The 16305-nt window shown below is 73.0% G+C and carries 19 protein-coding genes; 5 read left to right on the plus strand and 14 right to left on the minus strand.

The genetic code is table 11. The annotated features are described in order from the left end of the window. Positions 1-987 carry an ATP-grasp ribosomal peptide maturase gene (gene tgmB, locus B9W62_RS02695; protein WP_087804808.1) on the plus strand — a complete coding sequence of 329 codons (987 nt, stop codon included), beginning with the start codon at positions 1-3 and terminating at the stop codon, positions 985-987. Between the two features lie 15 nt (positions 988-1002). Here tgmB and B9W62_RS02700 read toward each other — a convergent pair whose 3' ends face one another. Beyond that, positions 1003-1218: a hypothetical protein gene (locus B9W62_RS02700; protein ID WP_087804810.1), complete on the minus strand. Its 216-nt coding sequence runs from the start codon at positions 1216-1218 to the stop codon at positions 1003-1005. 108 nt (positions 1219-1326) lie between these two features. Next, positions 1327-1836 (minus strand): hypothetical protein, encoded by a 510-nt coding sequence (locus B9W62_RS02705; protein WP_087804812.1) that lies wholly within the window; start codon positions 1834-1836, stop codon positions 1327-1329. A 197-nt stretch (positions 1837-2033) separates the two neighbouring features. On the opposite strand from B9W62_RS02705, the gene B9W62_RS02710 reads away from it, so the two are divergent. Continuing rightward, positions 2034-3002 (plus strand): GlxA family transcriptional regulator, encoded by a 969-nt coding sequence (locus B9W62_RS02710; RefSeq protein WP_087804814.1) that lies wholly within the window; start codon positions 2034-2036, stop codon positions 3000-3002. A 24-nt stretch (positions 3003-3026) separates the two neighbouring features. On the opposite strand, the gene B9W62_RS02715 is transcribed toward B9W62_RS02710, so the two are convergent. From B9W62_RS02715 to B9W62_RS02725, 3 genes are all read right to left on the minus strand, one after another. Next, positions 3027-3290 (minus strand): DUF5133 domain-containing protein, encoded by a 264-nt coding sequence (locus B9W62_RS02715; RefSeq protein ID WP_179235312.1) that lies wholly within the window; start codon positions 3288-3290, stop codon positions 3027-3029. Positions 3291-3360: 70 nt separating this feature from the next. Then, positions 3361-4233 (minus strand): NAD(P)H-binding protein, encoded by an 873-nt coding sequence (locus tag B9W62_RS02720; protein WP_087804818.1) that lies wholly within the window; start codon positions 4231-4233, stop codon positions 3361-3363. Further along, positions 4230-4655: a nuclear transport factor 2 family protein gene (locus tag B9W62_RS02725; protein ID WP_087804820.1), complete on the minus strand. Its 426-nt coding sequence runs from the start codon at positions 4653-4655 to the stop codon at positions 4230-4232. Before B9W62_RS02725 ends, B9W62_RS02720 begins: the two co-directional genes overlap by 4 nt. Positions 4656-4812: 157 nt before the next feature. Here B9W62_RS02725 and B9W62_RS02730 point away from each other — a divergent pair, with 157 nt between their 5' ends. Further along, on the plus strand, positions 4813-5406 hold the full coding sequence (locus tag B9W62_RS02730; protein WP_087804822.1) for a TetR/AcrR family transcriptional regulator: 594 nt from the start codon (positions 4813-4815) through the stop codon (positions 5404-5406). 22 nt (positions 5407-5428) lie between these two features. Here B9W62_RS02730 and B9W62_RS02735 read toward each other — a convergent pair whose 3' ends face one another. The 3 genes from B9W62_RS02735 to B9W62_RS02745 all read right to left on the minus strand — a co-directional run bounded on the left by B9W62_RS02735 (position 5429) and on the right by B9W62_RS02745 (position 8437). Next, a complete protein-coding gene (locus B9W62_RS02735) occupies positions 5429-7198 on the minus strand; it encodes an ABC transporter ATP-binding protein (RefSeq protein ID WP_087804825.1) in 1770 nt (589 codons plus the stop codon). A gap of 182 nt (positions 7199-7380) precedes the next feature. Next, on the minus strand, positions 7381-7926 hold the full coding sequence (locus tag B9W62_RS02740) for a hypothetical protein (RefSeq protein ID WP_179235313.1): 546 nt from the start codon (positions 7924-7926) through the stop codon (positions 7381-7383). 28 nt (positions 7927-7954) lie between these two features. Continuing rightward, positions 7955-8437 (minus strand): ATP-binding protein, encoded by a 483-nt coding sequence (locus tag B9W62_RS02745; RefSeq protein WP_373433660.1) that lies wholly within the window; start codon positions 8435-8437, stop codon positions 7955-7957. Positions 8438-8662: 225 nt separating this feature from the next. On the opposite strand from B9W62_RS02745, the gene B9W62_RS02750 reads away from it, so the two are divergent. Together B9W62_RS02750 and B9W62_RS02755 are read left to right on the plus strand one after the other, a co-directional pair. Then, a complete protein-coding gene (locus tag B9W62_RS02750; RefSeq protein ID WP_087804829.1) occupies positions 8663-8890 on the plus strand; it encodes a DUF397 domain-containing protein in 228 nt (75 codons plus the stop codon). Positions 8891-9024: 134 nt separating this feature from the next. Beyond that, positions 9025-9939, plus strand: coding sequence for a helix-turn-helix domain-containing protein (locus tag B9W62_RS02755; protein WP_087804830.1), 915 nt, complete (start codon positions 9025-9027; stop codon positions 9937-9939). A 76-nt stretch (positions 9940-10015) separates the two neighbouring features. Here B9W62_RS02755 and B9W62_RS02760 read toward each other — a convergent pair whose 3' ends face one another. The 6 genes from B9W62_RS02760 to B9W62_RS02785 form a co-directional block, all read right to left on the minus strand. Then, on the minus strand, positions 10016-10834 hold the full coding sequence (locus tag B9W62_RS02760) for an SAM-dependent methyltransferase (protein ID WP_087804832.1): 819 nt from the start codon (positions 10832-10834) through the stop codon (positions 10016-10018). Positions 10835-10981: 147 nt separating this feature from the next. Beyond that, complete coding sequence (locus B9W62_RS02765) at positions 10982-12262, minus strand: ABC transporter substrate-binding protein (protein ID WP_087804834.1); 1281 nt, start codon at positions 12260-12262, stop codon at positions 10982-10984. Then, complete coding sequence (locus B9W62_RS02770) at positions 12259-13425, minus strand: branched-chain amino acid ABC transporter permease (protein WP_087804835.1); 1167 nt, start codon at positions 13423-13425, stop codon at positions 12259-12261. The genes B9W62_RS02765 and B9W62_RS02770 overlap by 4 nt, the downstream gene beginning before the upstream one ends. Further along, positions 13418-14317 (minus strand): branched-chain amino acid ABC transporter permease, encoded by a 900-nt coding sequence (locus B9W62_RS02775; protein WP_087804837.1) that lies wholly within the window; start codon positions 14315-14317, stop codon positions 13418-13420. Before B9W62_RS02775 ends, B9W62_RS02770 begins: the two co-directional genes overlap by 8 nt. Next, complete coding sequence (locus B9W62_RS02780) at positions 14314-15111, minus strand: ABC transporter ATP-binding protein (RefSeq protein WP_087804838.1); 798 nt, start codon at positions 15109-15111, stop codon at positions 14314-14316. Before B9W62_RS02780 ends, B9W62_RS02775 begins: the two co-directional genes overlap by 4 nt. Then, on the minus strand, positions 15108-15908 hold the full coding sequence (locus B9W62_RS02785) for an ABC transporter ATP-binding protein (protein WP_087804840.1): 801 nt from the start codon (positions 15906-15908) through the stop codon (positions 15108-15110). Before B9W62_RS02785 ends, B9W62_RS02780 begins: the two co-directional genes overlap by 4 nt. Positions 15909-16305: the final 397 nt, after the last annotated feature.

Genomic DNA, 16305 nt, shown 5'->3' on the forward strand with positions numbered 1-16305 from the left:
ATGACCGTGTTGATCCTGACCAGTGAAGAGGACGTCACCGCCGACATGGTGGTGGTGCACCTGAACGCGGCGGGGGTACCGGTGGTCCGCCTGGACCCCGCCGACCTCACCGACTCCGTCGCGCTGTCGGGCGAGTTCGTGCACGGCTCCTTCCGGGGCCATCTGTCCTCGGGGGGCCGCCTGGTGAGCATCGGCGGGCTGCGGTCGGTCTGGGTGCGCAGGCCGGGCGGCGCGGCCACGCGGGCCGCCGAGCCGTCCGCATGGCTGACCGAGGAGGCCGGTCAGGCGCTGTACGGCATGCTTCGCGGCTCGGGGGCCCGCTGGATGAACCAGCCGGACGCCGCGCACCGGGCCAGGTACAAGCCCTGGCAGCTGCGCCTCGCCCAGCGGTGCGGCCTGCCCGTGCCGGCGACGTTGATCACGACGTTTCCGCGGGCCGCGCGCGAGTTCGCCGAGCGCTACCCGGACCTGGTGGTCAAGCCCGTCTCGGGCGCCCATCCGCAGGACCCGCCCCTGGCGGTGCCGACCAGCCGCGTTCCGCCCGAGGCCGACTTCTCCGCCGTCGCGCACGGCCCGACGCTGCTGCAACGCCGGGTCGCCAAGCGTGCGGACATCCGGCTGACCGTCGTCGGCGAGGAGTTGCTGGCCGCCCGGAAGACTGCGCTGTCCAGCCTGGGCCCCGACGAGGTGGACGTCCGTTTCACGGCGTCGGCCGAGCCGTGGCGGCCGGCCGAGGTGCCGCCGCGCGTCGCCGAGCAGGTCCGCGCCTACCTCCGCGCTGCCGGACTGGCCTACGGCGCCCTCGACTTCGCCGAGGACGGCGACGGCACCTGGTGGTTCCTCGAGTGCAACCAGTCGGGGCAGTTCGGCTTCGTGGAGGTGGACACGGGGCAGCCGATCGCCCGGACCATCGCCGAGTGGCTGGCCCGGCCCGGCGCCGCGGACCAGGTGGACGCGGGCGGTCCCGACACGGCGGCGGTCGGGTGAGGCCGGGTGCGCCGGTCAGTGCGGGCGCGGGCCGGGCAGCAGGGCGGTGCGCTGCCAGCCGGCGCCCGGGGACGGGTGGCGTTCGCCGCCGGGCAGGTGCCCGGGAGCGCGCAACGGACGCATGACCACCTCCAGTTCCCTGCTCACACGCTCGGCGTCCCGCCGCACCTGCTCGGGGACGTCACCGCGTTCGGCGACGAGTCGGTCGTAGATGGGGGAATCCTGGAACACCCGTCAACGTGCCTTTCGTGTCGTCCGCCCCCGTACGGAGGCGCGACTGAGCAGTCTAGGCGCCCGTTCACGTGGTGGTGCGCATTCCGCCAGGATGTGAACGGGCACTCAGGCGCCGGTCGTGGAGCCGGGCCGCACGATCATGAGAATGGTCACCGTGGCCCACAGCAGGTTGAACAGGCCGGTGAACATGGCCAGCCGGACCGTGCGGGCCCGTTCGACGGGCTGTCCGTCGGCCAGTTGTTCCAGGAGCTCCTCCTGGCGCGGCAGGACGAAGGCGGCCAGGAGCCCGGCGGCGACGGCCGTGAGGGTGACGGACGCGATCAGCCAGGCATCCCCCAGGACTCCCATCGAGGCGGCGGTGGCGAAGCCGAGGACCGGTACCGCGATGCCGAGACCGGCGTAGACCCGGCAGATGCGGTGCAGCAGCCGGACGGTGCGCACGTCCCCGGTGTCCGCCCCGGCCCAAGCCGCATCCGCGCCCTCTCCCCCTCCCCCGACGGGAGCGGCCGCCGGCACCCGCCGCGCGGCCGCCGGGAACATGCTGGCCGCGACGGTGACGGGGCCGACGGCGACGATGGCCGCCAGGACGTGGAGGGACAGCAGGAACTTGGTCATCGGTCGGGCTCCGGGAGGCGGGATCGGGTGATGCGGTGATCGAGAACCAAGGTAGGAAGGCGGCGATCGGCCGCACAGAGGCTGAAACGACAGCTTCCAACGGATTCTCGCCAGCGCTCCCACCAGCCCCTGCCGGACGGCAACCGGGCCTGACGCGGGCTTCTGCGAACGGCAGGATCCTGCCTAGGGTGGCGCCCATGCACTCGGTGGCGATCCTGGTCCTCGACGACGTGGTGCCGTTCGACATGGCGGCCCCCATGCAGGCGTTCGACTGGACGCGGCTGCCCGACGGCCGCAGCCCCTACCGGGTCACTCTGTGCGCACAGTCGCCCGAGGTGCGCACCGAGGGCCTCGCCCTGCGGATCGAGCGGGGCCTGGAGGCGCTGGAGACCGCGGACACGATCATCGTGCCGGGGCGCTCCGAGGAGTCCGGCCCGCCCTCCGACCGCGTCCTCGACGCGCTGCGCCGGGCGGCCGACGCCGGGACCCGGATCGCGTCGGTCTGCGTGGGCGCCTTCGTGCTCGCGGAAGCCGGGCTGCTGGACGGGCTGCGGGCCACCACCCACTGGATCGCCGCGGCGGATCTGGCCCGCCGGTACCCGCGGGTGGAGGTGCGGCCGGACGTGCTCTATGTCGACAACGGCCAGATTCTCACCTCGGCGGGCGCGGCCGCCGGTCTGGACATGTGCCTGCACATGATCCGCCGGGACCTCGGATCGGCCGTGGCAGCGCACGCCGCCCGGATGTGCGTCGTTCCGCTGGAACGGGAGGGCGGGCAGGCCCAGTTCATCGTTCAGGAGCATCCGCCCGTGCCGCGGGGGTCGGACCTGGAGCCGCTCCTGCGCTGGATCGAGGACCATCTGGCCGAGGAGGTCACCCTCGGGGCGATGGCGGCGCGCTCGGGGATGAGCGAGCGCACCTTCAGCCGCCGGTTCCGCGAGCAGACGGGCACCACTCCGCTGCAATGGCTGCTGCGGGCGCGGGTGCGACGCGCCCAGTACCTGCTGGAGAACGGAGACCACTCCGTCGAACGGATCGCCCGCCAGGCAGGGTTCGGCTCCCCCACGGCCTTTCGCGAGCGGTTCCGCCGTGTGGCCGGGACCACGCCGCACGCCTACCGCGCCGCCTTCCGGGCGAAGACCGCCGTGCCGCCGGCAGGCCCGTAGGACGCGTGGCGTGGACCGGCACCGTCACACGGCCAGCGACAGGCCGCTCTCCCCGTTGGCGTCCACCGGGCCCGCCTGCGGCGCCGTCCCGCCCTTGGCGAGCAGCAGGGCGTCCGCCTTGGCCACCGCGTCGTGGACGCTGGTGGTCGCCATCATCACGCACAGCGTGTAACTGACGTCCGTCAGCTCCCGCACCACCGCGGGCCGCGGCCTCTCCGCCTGAGCGATCCTCAGCGACGCGTACCGCGTCAGCAGTTCCCTGACGACCTTCGGGTCCGGCTCCAGCACGAAACGCCCCTCTCTCGACTTTCGCTGCGTATGCCCGGACTCCGCCGTCACAATCGCACCGTGCGCTCCGTCACCCGCAATTGACCGGATCCAGGCGCTCGACGCCCCGCCACTCCCGTTCCACCACTTCCCGGAAGCCGTGCGGCGGACGGCCGGTGACGCGTTCGACGGTGTCGGTGGTGCGGTCCTCGGCCCCTTGGGCGATCGCCCGGTCCAGGTCGGCGAGGAGCGCGGCGAAGTCCGGCGGTACCACGCTCGCGAGGCGGGCGCCCAGTTCCTCGGGAGTCAGGCCCCGGTGGACGACCGGCCGGCCGCCGACCCGGGTGAGGATCGCGGCGACCTCGTCGTGGTCGAGGGGCTCGGGCCCGGTGAGGACCAGATCGGTGTTCGGGGCCTGGTCGCCGGTGAGGGCGTGCACGGCGACGGCGGCGATGTCGTCGGCGTCGACGAAGGCCACCCGGCCGCTCCCGGCGGCGGTCCAGAGGGTGCCGTGTTGACGGATGCCGACGGCATGGGCGTGGTCGCCGGTGAAGTTCTGCATGAACCAGGAGGGCCGGAGCACCGCCCACTGGTCGAACAGGCCGGGCAGTTCCCGGTGGACCAGGCCCACCGCCGGGCCGCCCTGGGGAACCGCGGAGGAACTGAGCAGTACGGCACGGTGCACGCCCGCGGCACGGGCCCGGCGCAGGAAGGGGAGCATGACCGCGGCCGGGTCCGTGTCACCCACCGGCGGGACGAGGTAGACCCGGTCCGCTCCGTCGAGGGCCGCGTCGTGGGTGGTGGTGTCGTACCAGTCGAAGCGGACCGGGCGCGCGCCCGGCACCGGGGCCGCGCGCCGTCCGGCGGCCCGCACCGGGTGCCCGGCGGCGACCAGCCGGGCGGCGGTGCGGCTGCCGGTCGTGCCGGTGGCGCCGATCACCAGCGTCGTACCGGTGGCGGTCATCGGGCGCTCCCGGCGAATTCGGCGCCGGGCTCCAGCAGTGCCAGCGGGTTCCAGTAGTCGCGGTAGGACGTGAACCGGCCGTCCTCGACGGTCACGACCGCGATGTACGTCATGTCGAAGGGGGCGCCCGTGCGCACCAGCCGGCCCACGCCGCGCATCTCCACCACGACGGTGCGGGCGTCGGTCGTCCGGTGAATGCGCAGTTCGGGGAAGTCATGCAGGTCGATGTGGTCGGGATAGTGCCGCATGTAGGCGGCGACGGCCTCCCGCCCCTCCAGTCGCCGAGGCCGCCCCTCGGGGGCGAAGGGGAATTCCATGACGCCGTCGTCGGCCCACAGGCCGACCCAGGCGTCGACGTCCTTGTCCAGCAGCAGACGCAGGCCGTGCCGGAACAGGTCCGACGGGGGAATGGGGGTGGGCATGGGTGTGGGCATGGGGGTGGGCATGGGTGTGCTCCTTCGCACCGCGCCTGCCCGGCGCGGTCGTCGCATAGAATGCGGACCGGCGGTCCGCTTCAAACAATACGGACCGACGGTCCGCTTTGCAACGCGCACCGCCCCGTGCCCGGAGGAGACCCGAGTGACCGAGCGCAAGCCCCGCAAGGACGCGGCCCGCAACCGGGCGGCCGTCCTCGCCGCCGCCGATGCCCTCTTCACCGACTGCGAGAGTCCCGACGACGTGACCATGGCCGATGTCGCGGCGGCCGCCGGCGTCGGCAAGGGCACCCTCTTCCGGGCCTTCGGCGACCGGGGCGGACTGGTCAGGGCGCTGTACGAGGCCCGGCTCGAACCGGTGGGGCGGGCCGTCGAGACGGGACCGCCGCCGCTGGGCCCCGGCGCCGAGCCGCAGCGCCGCGTGACGGCCCTCCTCGACGCCCTCCTGTGCTTCAAGCTCGACAACCGGGGCCTGGCGCTGGCGCTGGAGGCCACCGGGCACGACAGCCCCTACGGGGCCGAGCACTACGAGCGCTGGCACACCCTGCTCCGCTCCGTGCTGGAGGAGGTGCCCGGCCTTCCCGACGGGGAGTTCGCCGCCCACGCGCTGCTCGCCGCCGTCCGGGCCGACCTGGTGGAGCACCTGGCCGGCCGCCGGGGCATGCCCCGTGACCGGATGCGCGCCCAGCTCGCCGACTACACCGCCCGGGTCCTCGGCACCGCCCCCGCACGGTCCTGAGGTCCGGCCTCCCCGGTGGCGCTCAGGCCGCCTGGCCGCTGTGGAGTGCGGCGTACGCCCCTCCCCCGGCCAGCAGTTCCTCGTGCGTGCCGATCTCCTGGATGCGGCCGTCGCCCATCACCACGATCCGGTCCGCGCCCCGCACCGTGGACAGCCGGTGCGCCACGACGAACGTGGTGCGCCCGCGCAGCAGCCGGGCCAGCGCCTGCTGGACGAGCGCCTCCGAGCGGGTGTCCAGCGCCGAGGTGGCCTCGTCGAGGATCAGCACCCGGGGGTCCCGGATCAGGGCACGGGCGATGGCCAGGCGCTGACGCTGCCCGCCGGACAGCCGCGCCCCGTGCTCCCCGACCAGGGTGTCCAGTCCGCGCGGCAACCGGTCGACGAACTCCAGCGCGTTGGCGTCGCGCAGGGCGCCGCGCACGGTCTCCTCGTCGGCGTCGTCCATGCCGTAGGCGACGTTCTCCCGGATCGTGCCGTCGAACAGGATCGACTCCTGCGGCACCACCGAGACGAAGCGACGGTACGTGCGCAGGTCGAGGGTGTTCATGTCGGTGCCGTCCAGCAGCAGCCGGCCCGAGGTCGGCCGCAGGAAGCCGATCACCAGGTTGAGGACGGTGGACTTGCCGGCGCCGGACGCGCCCACGAGCGCGATGGTCTCGCCCGGTTCGACGGAGAGGGTGAAGTCGCTGACCGCGGGCCGTCCGTCGCTCTCGTAGAGGTGCCCGACGCCCTCGAAGGCGACGGCTCCGCGCAGGGCGGTCACCTCCTTCTTGCCCTCGTTGTCCTCCAGTTCGGGGGCCTGGAGCACCTCGCCGACCGAACGGACGGACTCCAGGCCCTTGGTGATGACGGGGGCCAGGCCCGCCAGCGTCGTCGTGGAGTTGGTGAGTGTGGTCAGGAAGGCACTGAGCATGACGACGTCGCCGGCGGTGACTCCCCAGACGTCGTAGTACGAGATCAGCGCGGCGCCGGCGAGCACCAGGACGCCGACCACGTTGAGCACGACCCAGGACAGCGAGCCGAAGCGGCCGTTGACCAGGTCCAGGCGCATCCCGGAGGTCAGCAGCCGGTCCAGGGTGCCGTCCATGCGGCGCAGCGCCTTGCCCTCCAGGCCGTGGGCGCGGGTGACCGGGATGAGCCGGGTCATCTCCGTGACCCGGGAGGAGAGGGTCTCCACCTCGTGGCGGAAGCGCTCGTTGTGGGTGCGCAGCCGGGCACGGAGCCGGGCCACGAGCAGGGAGGCGGCGGGGACGACGACGAGGAAGACGGGCAGGAACTCCGGGGTGCGCACGGCGATGATGACGAGACCGCCGGTGAGCACGGTGAACGCGCCGAGCCCGGTCTCGGCGGTCTGCTGCACCATCTGCTCCACCGTCTCCACGTCCCGGACCACCTTGGCCTGGAGCACGCCCGCGCTCACCCGCGAGTGGTAGCCGATGGAGAGCTGCTGCATGCGCGTGCACAGCGCGGAGCGCAGCGCGGTGCCCATGCGGCGCACGCTGCCGTACAGGAGGCGGACGTACAGCAGGTGCAGCGGATAGTTGATCACCAGGATGAACATGATGATCCCGGTGCTGGTCCACAGGTCGGCGATCGGGCCGTGCTGCACGACGGTGTCGATGATGGCGGCCGTGATCAGCGGCAGCAGCCAGATCGGGCTGTGCTTGACGGTGAAGACGGCCACCGCGCCGGCCAGTCGGCGGCGGTCGGCGCGGAACAGGTAGACGAGGGTGCGTATCGGGTGTTCGCCCCGGTAGCGGTGATCGAGGGGCTTTTCCAACGACGACGCCATCGGCGTGGTCCTCCTGGTGACCGAGTGGGGCAAGCGCTTGCTTCCCGCGCTTTCCTACCCGGTCGGCCGGAAGTGCGCCACACCGTCCCGCGTCGTGGAAGGAGGGACCCGCGCCTTCTCCCCCGTGGAGGGCGCGGGTCCCGGTCTTCGGGGTGCGGTGCCCGGTCGCCCGGAGCGGCGGCTCAGTCCTTGAGGGTGCGGGCCAGTTCGGTGGTGGCGCGGCTGATCTCGGTGTCGTCGTCGGCCATCAGCCGCGCCAGGCCGTCCCGCCGGGCGCGGACGGCCTGCCGCGCCGCGCGCTCCCAGGCCACCGGATTCTCCCGGTGGTTGAGCAGCTTGGGGTAGGCGCTGGCGGTGGTCTCCCACTGCCGGGCGTCGGCGATGTTCTTGAGGAGCTGGATGATCTGCGCCCGGCAGCTCACCTGGGGGCGCTGCGCCAGTTCCCACAGGAAGGGGACCGTCGCGGCGGTCGCCTGCTCGACGACGAAGCCGTACTGGCAGATGCGCCGCCGCAGGTCGCCGAGGGCGGCGCGGGCGGTTTCGGCGTCACCCCGGGCGACCTTGCGCAGCAGCCGGGGAATGGCCGCCGCCGAACCGGTGGAGTCCTGGATGTCGCTCCAGGGCACGCCGTCGAGACCGGCGAGCAGGGCGGTGGAGCGGGGCGAGCCGGGCGAGGCGTGACGGTCGGTGCGCTGGATGCTCGGCTCGGGTGTCGGAGCGCTGCGCATGGTGTGGGGCCCTTCCGCGGCAGTCGGGTCAGGTGAGGGAACGGGTCGACAACGTGGCCCAGACCGTCTTGCCCGCCGGAGGGCGCGGGGTCCAGCCCCACTCCTCGGCGAGGGCGTCGACGATGCACAGGCCGCGTCCGTGCTCCCGGAGAGCGGAGCCGTCGGACGGGTTGAACACGGGTGCGTTGTCCCCGGGATCGGAGACGGTCAGCGTCAGGACGCCGGGGCCCAGGGCCAGTCCCAGCCTGACCTCCGGTGCGCCGGCCGCCGCCGACGGCACCGCGTGCGTCACGGCGTTGGAGATCAGTTCGGTGATCACGAGCACCGCGTCGTCGCCGCGGTGGTCGAGGGACCACCCGCGCAGGGTGTCCCGCGTGAAGACCCGGGCCCGTGCGAACCCCTCGCCGCCGCACGCGACGCGCAACGCGGCGGCGGCCGGACGGCCGCCGGAGGCTGAACGCCCCGCGTACGGAAGCCCTGCGGAGCGGCTCGTCGCGCCTGCCTCCGACACGGGTTCGCCGGGCGACCGGAGCGTTGGATGCGCAGGTGACGGCACAGCATCTCCCTGATGCGACGTCAGAAGGGGACCTCAACCGGGGGGTTGACGCCACGGCTATTATCCACGCTGAGAGCGCTCGCGTGCAATTGCACGAGAAATTGCGCGAAAAAAGTCGGATGGGGGCGCTCGGGGACCGGCACGACTCGGTCCGCTCCCCCGAACAGCAAGGAGACCGCGGTGCCACCAGTGCGCAACGGAGTGCAGGCCAGCCAGTTGGACGTCTGCTGGAAGAAGAGTCGGCACAGCAACGCCGAGGGCAACTGCGTCGAGGTCGCTCTCGTGGACGGAGGCATCGCGATGCGCAACTCCCGTGACCCCGACGGTCCCGCGCTCGTCTACACCCCGGCGGAGGTGGCCGCGTTCCTGGCGGGGGCGAAGGAGGGCGAGTTCGACCACCTGGTGTAGCGCGGCGGTGGCGTGGCGGCGCAGCGGCGACCTCAAGCGGAGGCCAACTACCCGATTTCTACGGGCGGATGCGGCGGACCCCGATGGGATGAGATAGTCTTTCCTTCAAGTCTGCCGGTCTGCTGGGAGTCAGGATGTCCGCCGCGCCGCATCGCATCTCCCGTCTCGAACCCTATCTGGACCGGACCGAGCCGGCTCCGACTCTGCTGAAGATGCTCGTCGGCGTGCAGCTGGCGGGCTTCCGCGAGGACGCCGGACTCTCCCAGGACCAGGCGGCCCGCGCGCTGGGCTTCAGCGCAGCGAAGCTCTCGCGCATCGAGTCGGGCAAGGGCCGCAGGCCCCCGTCGGAGACCGACGTCCGTGCGCTGCTCGAGCGGTACGGCACCGACGCCTACGAGGCCTCGGTGCTGCTCAAGCTGTTGCGGCGGGCGGGCGAACCGGGCTGGTGGCAGCGGTACGACAAGCGCCTGATGCCCGAGTGGTTCGACCGCCTGGTCGGACTCCAGGAGGCCGCGGCCACCATCCGTACCTTCGAGATCCAGTACGTCCCGGGCCTGTTGCAGACCGAGGCCTACACCCAGGCAGTGGTCGAGCGCGGCCTGCCGAACGCACCGGCGGCCGAGGTCCGGCGCCGTGTCGAACTGCGCAAGCACCGGGCGGCGTTGCTGGACCGCAAGGACGCGCCGCAGCTGTGGGCGATCATCGACGAGTCCGTCCTGCTGCGCGTGCTGGGCAGCCGCGAGGTCATGCGCGAGCAGCTCGAGCACCTGGCCGGGATGGCCAAGCGGCCCCATGTGACGTTGCAGATCGTGCCGCTGGACGTGACGAACGCGTCGGCGCCGGCGATCCCCGTCACCTATCTGCGGTTCGGCGGCACCGATCTGCCGGACGTGGTCTACCTGGAGCACATCGGCAGCGCCAACTTCCTGGAGGACCGGGACGAGACCGAGCAGTACCGGGTCGCGCTGGACCGGCTGGCCGATGAGGCGCTGACCCCGCGGGAGTCGCTGGAGCGGCTGCGCGAGACGACGGCGCTGCGCTACAAGTAGCGCCGGGTACGCGAAAGGGGGCCATGCGCGGTGCGCGTGGCCCCTTTCGCGTCGTACCTGACGGGTGTTCCGGCGGTCAGCGCAGCCGGCCCAGACCGCCGAACTCGATCCACTCGTCGGTGAGCTGGCGCGGCGCCACCTCGGTGTCCGGGCGCCAGGTGGAGACCTCCACGAGGCCCGGCTCCAGGATGTCCATGCCCTCGAAGAGGTCCTCGACGTCCTTGGGCTCACGCACCCGGCCCCAGTGGCCCTGCGTCGCCTGGTCCATGAAGTCCGTGACGAACTTGCGCACCTCGGCGTCCTCGCTGACCAGCTGGCACATCACGGCGAAGCTTCCGGGAGCCAGCCGCTCGGTCACCCGGCGGACGACCGCCTTGGGCCCGTCGGTGTCACTGTCCGGGATGCAGTGGAACACCGAGTTGAACAGGACGGCGACCGGCTGCGAGAAGTCGATCAGACGCCGGGTGTCCGGGTGGGAGAAGATCTCCTCCGTGGCACGCATGTCGGCGTGTATGACGGCGGTCTGGTCGTTCTGGTCGAGCAGCGCCCGGCCGTGGACCAGCACCATCGGATCGTTGTCGACGTAGACGACGCGGGACTCGGGGGCGACGCGCTGGGCGACCTGGTGCACGTTGTCCTGCGTGGGCAGGCCGGAGCCGTGGTCGAGGAACTGACGGATGCCGTAGTCCTGGGCGAGGACCCGGACGACCCGCTGGAGGAAGCGCCGGTTGTTCAGCGCCAGCCGGCGCGTACTGGGGACGACCTTGTCGAGTTCGCCCACGGCCGCGCGGTCGGCCGCGTAGTTGTCCTTGCCGCCCAGGTAGAAGTCGTACATACGCGCCGCTGTCGGCACGTTGGCGTCGATCTCCGTGGACAGCTGCTTGTCGGCTTGCATCGTTCCCCCAGCTCCGTACCGGCGCCAACTGGACTGGCATGACAGACAGTACATCCTAAAGACCTAGTGGTCAGCCAAACCAGGGGCCGGATCAAGTGGCCGTCAAACCCGTTGTCGCACAGCGCAGTTGACGGCCACTCGACCGGATCAGCCGCGCCCGGCCAGGTACGCGTCCACTCCGGGCGCCTCGTGCGCCTCCTCCAGGCCGACCAGGCCGCCCTCCGCCTTCGCGTCGGGCTTCAGCACGTACGTGGACCGGCTGGCCGGCGCGGTCACGAGGGTGAAGTCCTGCGGGGTGCCGAGTCCGGTGTCGGCGTTCTTCTGCGAACGGTGCGCCTTGACCACGTCCTGGCGGGTGAGGCTGCCGGCCTCGCAGGCCTTCTTGAGGTCGGCGCCGGTCAGTTGGGCGGCGTTGTATCCGGAGAGCACGCCGGAGTCGACGGGCTCGCCCGGGTACGCCTTCTTGTAGGAGGCGACCATCTTCTTGACGCCCGGCAGGTCGGAGCTGACCGCCGGTGCGGCGCTGACGACGTGGACCATGGCCTCCAGCGCCGCCGCCGCGGGCGTCTTCAGCAGCTGCGGCGCGTAGCCCGGCGCGCTGCTGACGATCGGCACCTTCAGGCCGCGGGCGGCGGCCACGCCCGCGAGGGAGGCGGTCTGGGCGGGGCCCGCGCTGATCAGGATCGCCTTCACCCCGGCCTTGCTCAGGGCGGACACCTGCGCGGTCAGGTCGGTGTCGGTGGCCTTGATCTTCTGCCCGGCGACCTTCATGCCCGCCTGTTCGGCGGCCCACTCGGAGCCCTCCAGCGCGTTGGCGCCGTAGTCGCCCTCGAAGTAGACGTGGCCGATCGTGTCGCCCTTGGCGAGCTTCTTGGTGCGGGTGAGGAAGTCCACGGCGGCGATCATGTCGAGGTCGTAGGTGGTGCCGAGGACCTGGACGGAGTCCCGGCCGAGCAGGCTGGCCGCCCAGGCCTGCGGGAAGGTCAGCATGTGGTCGCGCTCGATGTCGTCGAGCAGGGCGGCGACCACCGGGGAGCCGATGACCTGGGGCAGGGCGACGACGTCCGGCGCGATGTCGGCGTAGGCGGTGACCGCCTTCTGCACGTCGTAGCCGTGGTCCTTGACGACGATCTCCACCTGGCGTCCGCAGATGCCGCCCGCGGCGTTGGTCTCCTCGGCCCACATCTGCTGGGCCTGCACGATGCTCTTGCCGAGGGTGGCGTAGGGGCCGGTGAGGTCGGTCAGCGCGCCGAGTCTGATGGTCTTGTCGGTGACTCCGGGGCCGGACTTGACGCCGTCGGCGGCGTCGTCGGTGCTCCCGCCGTCCGCCTTGGAGCTGCAGGCGGTGCCCGCGAGCAGCACGGCGGCCAGTGCCGCGGCCAGGGCGGCGGTCCGGGCGGTACGGGGCCTTGGGTGCGTGACGTTCACGGGGTGTGCTCCTTGGCTCGTGCGGTGGTGTCGGAGATGCCAGTGGTGTCAGTGGTGTCGGGGGCGGTGCCGGGCGCGGGGCCGGTGCCGGGCGGTCCGGTGACGGGTGGGCGGCGGCGCAGGCGGGCCCGGGTGCGGCGGGCCAGTCCGTGCAGGCCGTCGGGGGCGAAGAGCAGGATCAGGACGATCGCCGCGCCGTAGAGGTAGCGGGACGCCTCGGTCGGGCCGATCGAGCCGCCGCCGGACCCGGGCGCCGCCACCAGGGGCAGTTGGTCGGCGTAGCGGGTCATGAGCAGGGGCAGCGCGGTGACGAAGACGGCTCCGGCGGTGGCTCCGGCCACCGAGCCGAGGCCGCCGATGACGATCATGGCGAGGTAGTCGACGGAGAGGGCGAGGGAGAAGTAGTCGGGCACCACGCGGCGGAAGGAGAGGGCGAGCAGGACGCCGGCGAGGCCCGCGTACATCGACGAGACCACGAACGCGGTCGAGCGGTGCCGGGCCACGTGCACGCCCATGACGGACGCGGCGGTCTCGCTGTCGCGCAGCGCCACCAGGGCCCGTCCGGGACGGCCGCGCAGCAGTCCGCGGGCGGTGAACCAGGTGACGGCGAACAGGACGAGGCCCAGGTACCAGAGCCGTTCCTCGGCGCCGAACGGCACGCCCAGGACGGTCAGTTCCGGATCGGTCTCGGCGAAGGTGAAGCCGCCCAGCTCGAGCGGCGGCACCGAGCGGCCGTTGAAGCCGCCGGTGACGGAGTCCGCGGTGAGCAGGACGTGGTGGCCGAGGAAGACCAGGGCGAGGGTGGCGACGCCGAGGTAGATGCCCTTCACGCGTCCGGCGACGGGGCTGAACAGCCCGCCCGCCGCCCCGGCGAGCAGGACCGCGAGGACGGCGGCGACGGCGGGCGGCAGCCCGGGGCCGGGCTCGCCCGCCAGCCAGACGTAGCCGTAGGCGCCGACGGCGAGGAAGAAGGCGTGCCCGAGGGAGAGCTGCCCGGCGGTGCCGCTGAGCAGGCCGAGCCCGACGGCGCCGATGGCCGCGGCCATGGAGAACAGGCCGATGCGCAGCCAGAAGGCGTCCAGGTAGAAGGGCAGGGCGCACAGGAGCAGGGCGGTCAGCAGGAGCGGGCCGCGCCTGCGGAGGAGGGGGCGCAGGTCAGACACGGGCCGCTCCCTTCGCCGCGAAGAGTCCGGCGGGGCGCACCAGCAGGACGAGCACCATCACGGCGTACGGCGCGACGTCGCCGAAGCCCTCGCCGAGGACGTGCAGGTCGGACTGGTAGCCGGCGACGAACGCCTCGGTGAGGCCGATCAGCATGCTGCCGACGAGGGCGCCGACCGGGGAGGTCATGCCGCCGAGGATGGCGGCCGGGAAGGCCTTCAGCGCGATCTGCCCGGTGGTGCGCTCGAGGCCGGGCGCCGGGAAGGCGACCAGGAAGACGGCGGCGAGCGCGGCGAGGGCGCCGGCCAGGCACCAGGCGACGGTGCGTACGCGGGTGAGCCGTACGCCCATGAGGGCGGCGGCCTCGCGGTCCTCGGCGGCCGCGCGCAGCGACAGGCCCCAGGACGTGAACCGGAAGAGGGCGAAGGCGCCGCCGATGGCGACGGCGGACACCAGGATCGCGGCGATGCGGCTGTCGGCCACGGTCACCGGGCCGAGGTCGGTCACGGCGGAGCCCCAGGGGTCGCCGAGCGGCAGCAGGTCGCCGCCGATGCGCCGGGCGAGGTCGGTGACCAGCACGATGTCGATGCCGATGGTGACGATGGTCTGGACGTGGGCGGCGTGCGGGTCGGTGCCGCCGACGCGTTGCAGCACCAGCCGGTCCAGCGCACCGGCCACGGCCGCCGTCACGAGGACCGCGACGGCCAGCGCCCCGGCGAAGCCGAGGTCGTCGTGGAGGACGGCGACGAGGTACCCGCCGAGCAGCAGCAGCGAGCCGTGGGTGAAGCTCAGGACGCCGGAGGCCTTGAAGATGGTGACGAAGCCGAGGGCGATCAGGGCGTACACGGAGCCCAGGGCGAGGCCGCCCAGCAGGCTGTCGAGGAAACCGGTCATGCCGCGTCCTCCCCCGTGGTGGTGCCCAGGTAGGCGCGGAGCACTTCGGGGTCGCGCCGGACCTCGTCGGGGGTGCCGTGGGCGATGGCCCGGCCGAAGTCGAGGACGGTGACCTCGTCGGCGAGCCGCATGACCAGGCCCATGTCGTGCTCGACCAGCACGACGGAGAGGCCGAGTTCGGCGCGGATCTCCCGGACGACCTCGGTCATGCGGGTGCGTTCGGCGGCGTTCATGCCGGCCACGGGTTCGTCGAGCAGCAGGACACGGGGCTCCAGACAGAGGGCGCGGGCGAGTTCGACGCGCTTGCGGTCGCCGTACGACAGCAGCGCGACGGGTGCGTCGAAGTGGGCGCCGAGGCCGGTAAGTTCGGCGATCTCGCGGGCCTTGGCGAGGTGCTCGCGCTGTTCGCGCACGGCGCGCGGCAGACGCAGGGCGCTGGCGGCGAACCCGGCGTGGGACAGGGCGTGCCGGCCGAGCATCAGGTTGTCGGCGACGGTGCCCTGGGTGGTGACGATGTTCTGGAAGGTGCGGGCGACGCCGAGGGCGGCGATGCGGTGCGGGGCGAGCCGGGTCAGCTCCGCGGCGCCGAGCCGTACGGAGCCGGCGGTGGGGCGGTACAGGCCGGACAGGACGTTGAAGCAGGTGGACTTGCCGGCGCCGTTGGGTCCGATGACGGCATGCACGGTGCCGGGGGCGACGGTGAAGGAGACGTCGTCGAGGGCGAGGAGACCGGCGAAGCGCACGGTCACGCCGCGCACGTCGAGCGCGGGCGGTGCGGCGGCGGGGGTGGTCACGCGGCCCCCTTGCCGTCGGCGCCCTCGGTGGTCTCGGTGGCCTCGCCGAGGTAGAGGCGGCGTACGGCGTCCGTCCGCGCCAGGCCGGCGGCGTCGCCGGAGAGCCGTATCTCGCCGACCTCCAGGACGTGGGCGTGCTCGGCGAGCGACAGCGCCATGCCCGCGTTCTGTTCGACGAGGAGGACGGCGGTGCCCTGGGCGTTGATCTCCCGGACGACCTCGGCGATGCGGTCGACCATCATCGGGGCGAGTCCGAGCGAGGGCTCGTCGAGGAGGAGCAGGCGGGGGGCGGCCATCAGGGCGCGGCCGATGGCCAGCATCTGCTGCTCCCCGCCGGACAGCAGGCCGGCGGCCTGGCGGGTGCGCTCGGCGAGCCGCGGGAACAGGGTGAAGACCCGCTCCCTGGCCTCGCGGACCTGCGCGGGGGCCCGCCGGTTGAGGCCGAGCCCGCCGGCCCGCAGGTTCTCGTCGACGGTGAGTCCGGCGAAGACCCGCCTGCCCTCGGGCACCTGGACGACACCGGCGCGTACGGCGGCGACCGGGTCCCGGCCGTCCAGGACCGTGTCGCCGTAGCGGACCCGGCCGGCCGTGATCGCGCCGCGGTGCAGGCGCAGGGTGCCCGAGACGGCCCGCAGCAGCGTCGTCTTGCCGGCGCCGTTGGCTCCGAGCAGCGCGACGACGGCGCCGTGCGGCACGGTCAGGGACACGGAGCGGAGGGCGGACAGTGCGCGCCCGTACGTCACGTCGAGGCTCTCGACGTGCAGCGCGGGCGCGCCGTCCGGTGGTGCTGCGGGCATCGCGGCTCCTTGGGACCGGGCCGGAACGGCACGGTGACGGGTGTAAGGGGGGGGGAACTCACGACAGCACGGGCGGCGGGGGCCGTACAGGGTTCCCGGACAGGGTCGCTGCGGTGTCCCAGTCCGGGGCGCCCGAGTCTGTGCGGATGCCCATGGGGCCGCGCCCGGCCGGACGCCGCGCCCTGCCGGACGCCCACCCGACCAGCGGGAAGCCCCGGCCCACAAGACGACGGCCCGGGGCTTCCGCGCCTGCGGGACGTCGACCTCCTCGCATCCGCACACGGGCGCCCCCGACGCCGCGACGCCGACGGCTCGCGCGGCCTCCCGGACACCGGGGGCCCCGGAGACATGCGGGACCTCCCGGCCCGCGGAGGCATGCGGGGCCGCCGGGCTGCGG

The sequence above is a fragment of the Streptomyces sp. CS113 genome (genome assembly GCF_002188365.1).
GTDB classification, from domain to species: domain Bacteria; phylum Actinomycetota; class Actinomycetes; order Streptomycetales; family Streptomycetaceae; genus Streptomyces; species Streptomyces tendae.

Coding starts and splice junctions, on each gene's coding strand:
- tgmB (WP_087804808.1), top strand. CDS start 1: ATGACCGTGTTGATCCTGACCAGTGAAGAGGACGTCACCGCCGACATG.
- B9W62_RS02705 (WP_087804812.1), bottom strand. CDS start 1,836: ATGACCAAGTTCCTGCTGTCCCTCCACGTCCTGGCGGCCATCGTCGCC.
- B9W62_RS02710 (WP_087804814.1), top strand. CDS start 2,034: ATGCACTCGGTGGCGATCCTGGTCCTCGACGACGTGGTGCCGTTCGAC.
- B9W62_RS02720 (WP_087804818.1), bottom strand. CDS start 4,233: ATGACCGCCACCGGTACGACGCTGGTGATCGGCGCCACCGGCACGACC.
- B9W62_RS02725 (WP_087804820.1), bottom strand. CDS start 4,655: ATGCCCACCCCCATTCCCCCGTCGGACCTGTTCCGGCACGGCCTGCGT.
- B9W62_RS02735 (WP_087804825.1), bottom strand. CDS start 7,198: ATGGCGTCGTCGTTGGAAAAGCCCCTCGATCACCGCTACCGGGGCGAA.
- B9W62_RS02740 (WP_179235313.1), bottom strand. CDS start 7,926: ATGCGCAGCGCTCCGACACCCGAGCCGAGCATCCAGCGCACCGACCGT.
- B9W62_RS02755 (WP_087804830.1), top strand. CDS start 9,025: ATGTCCGCCGCGCCGCATCGCATCTCCCGTCTCGAACCCTATCTGGAC.
- B9W62_RS02760 (WP_087804832.1), bottom strand. CDS start 10,834: ATGCAAGCCGACAAGCAGCTGTCCACGGAGATCGACGCCAACGTGCCG.
- B9W62_RS02775 (WP_087804837.1), bottom strand. CDS start 14,317: ATGACCGGTTTCCTCGACAGCCTGCTGGGCGGCCTCGCCCTGGGCTCC.
- B9W62_RS02785 (WP_087804840.1), bottom strand. CDS start 15,908: ATGCCCGCAGCACCACCGGACGGCGCGCCCGCGCTGCACGTCGAGAGC.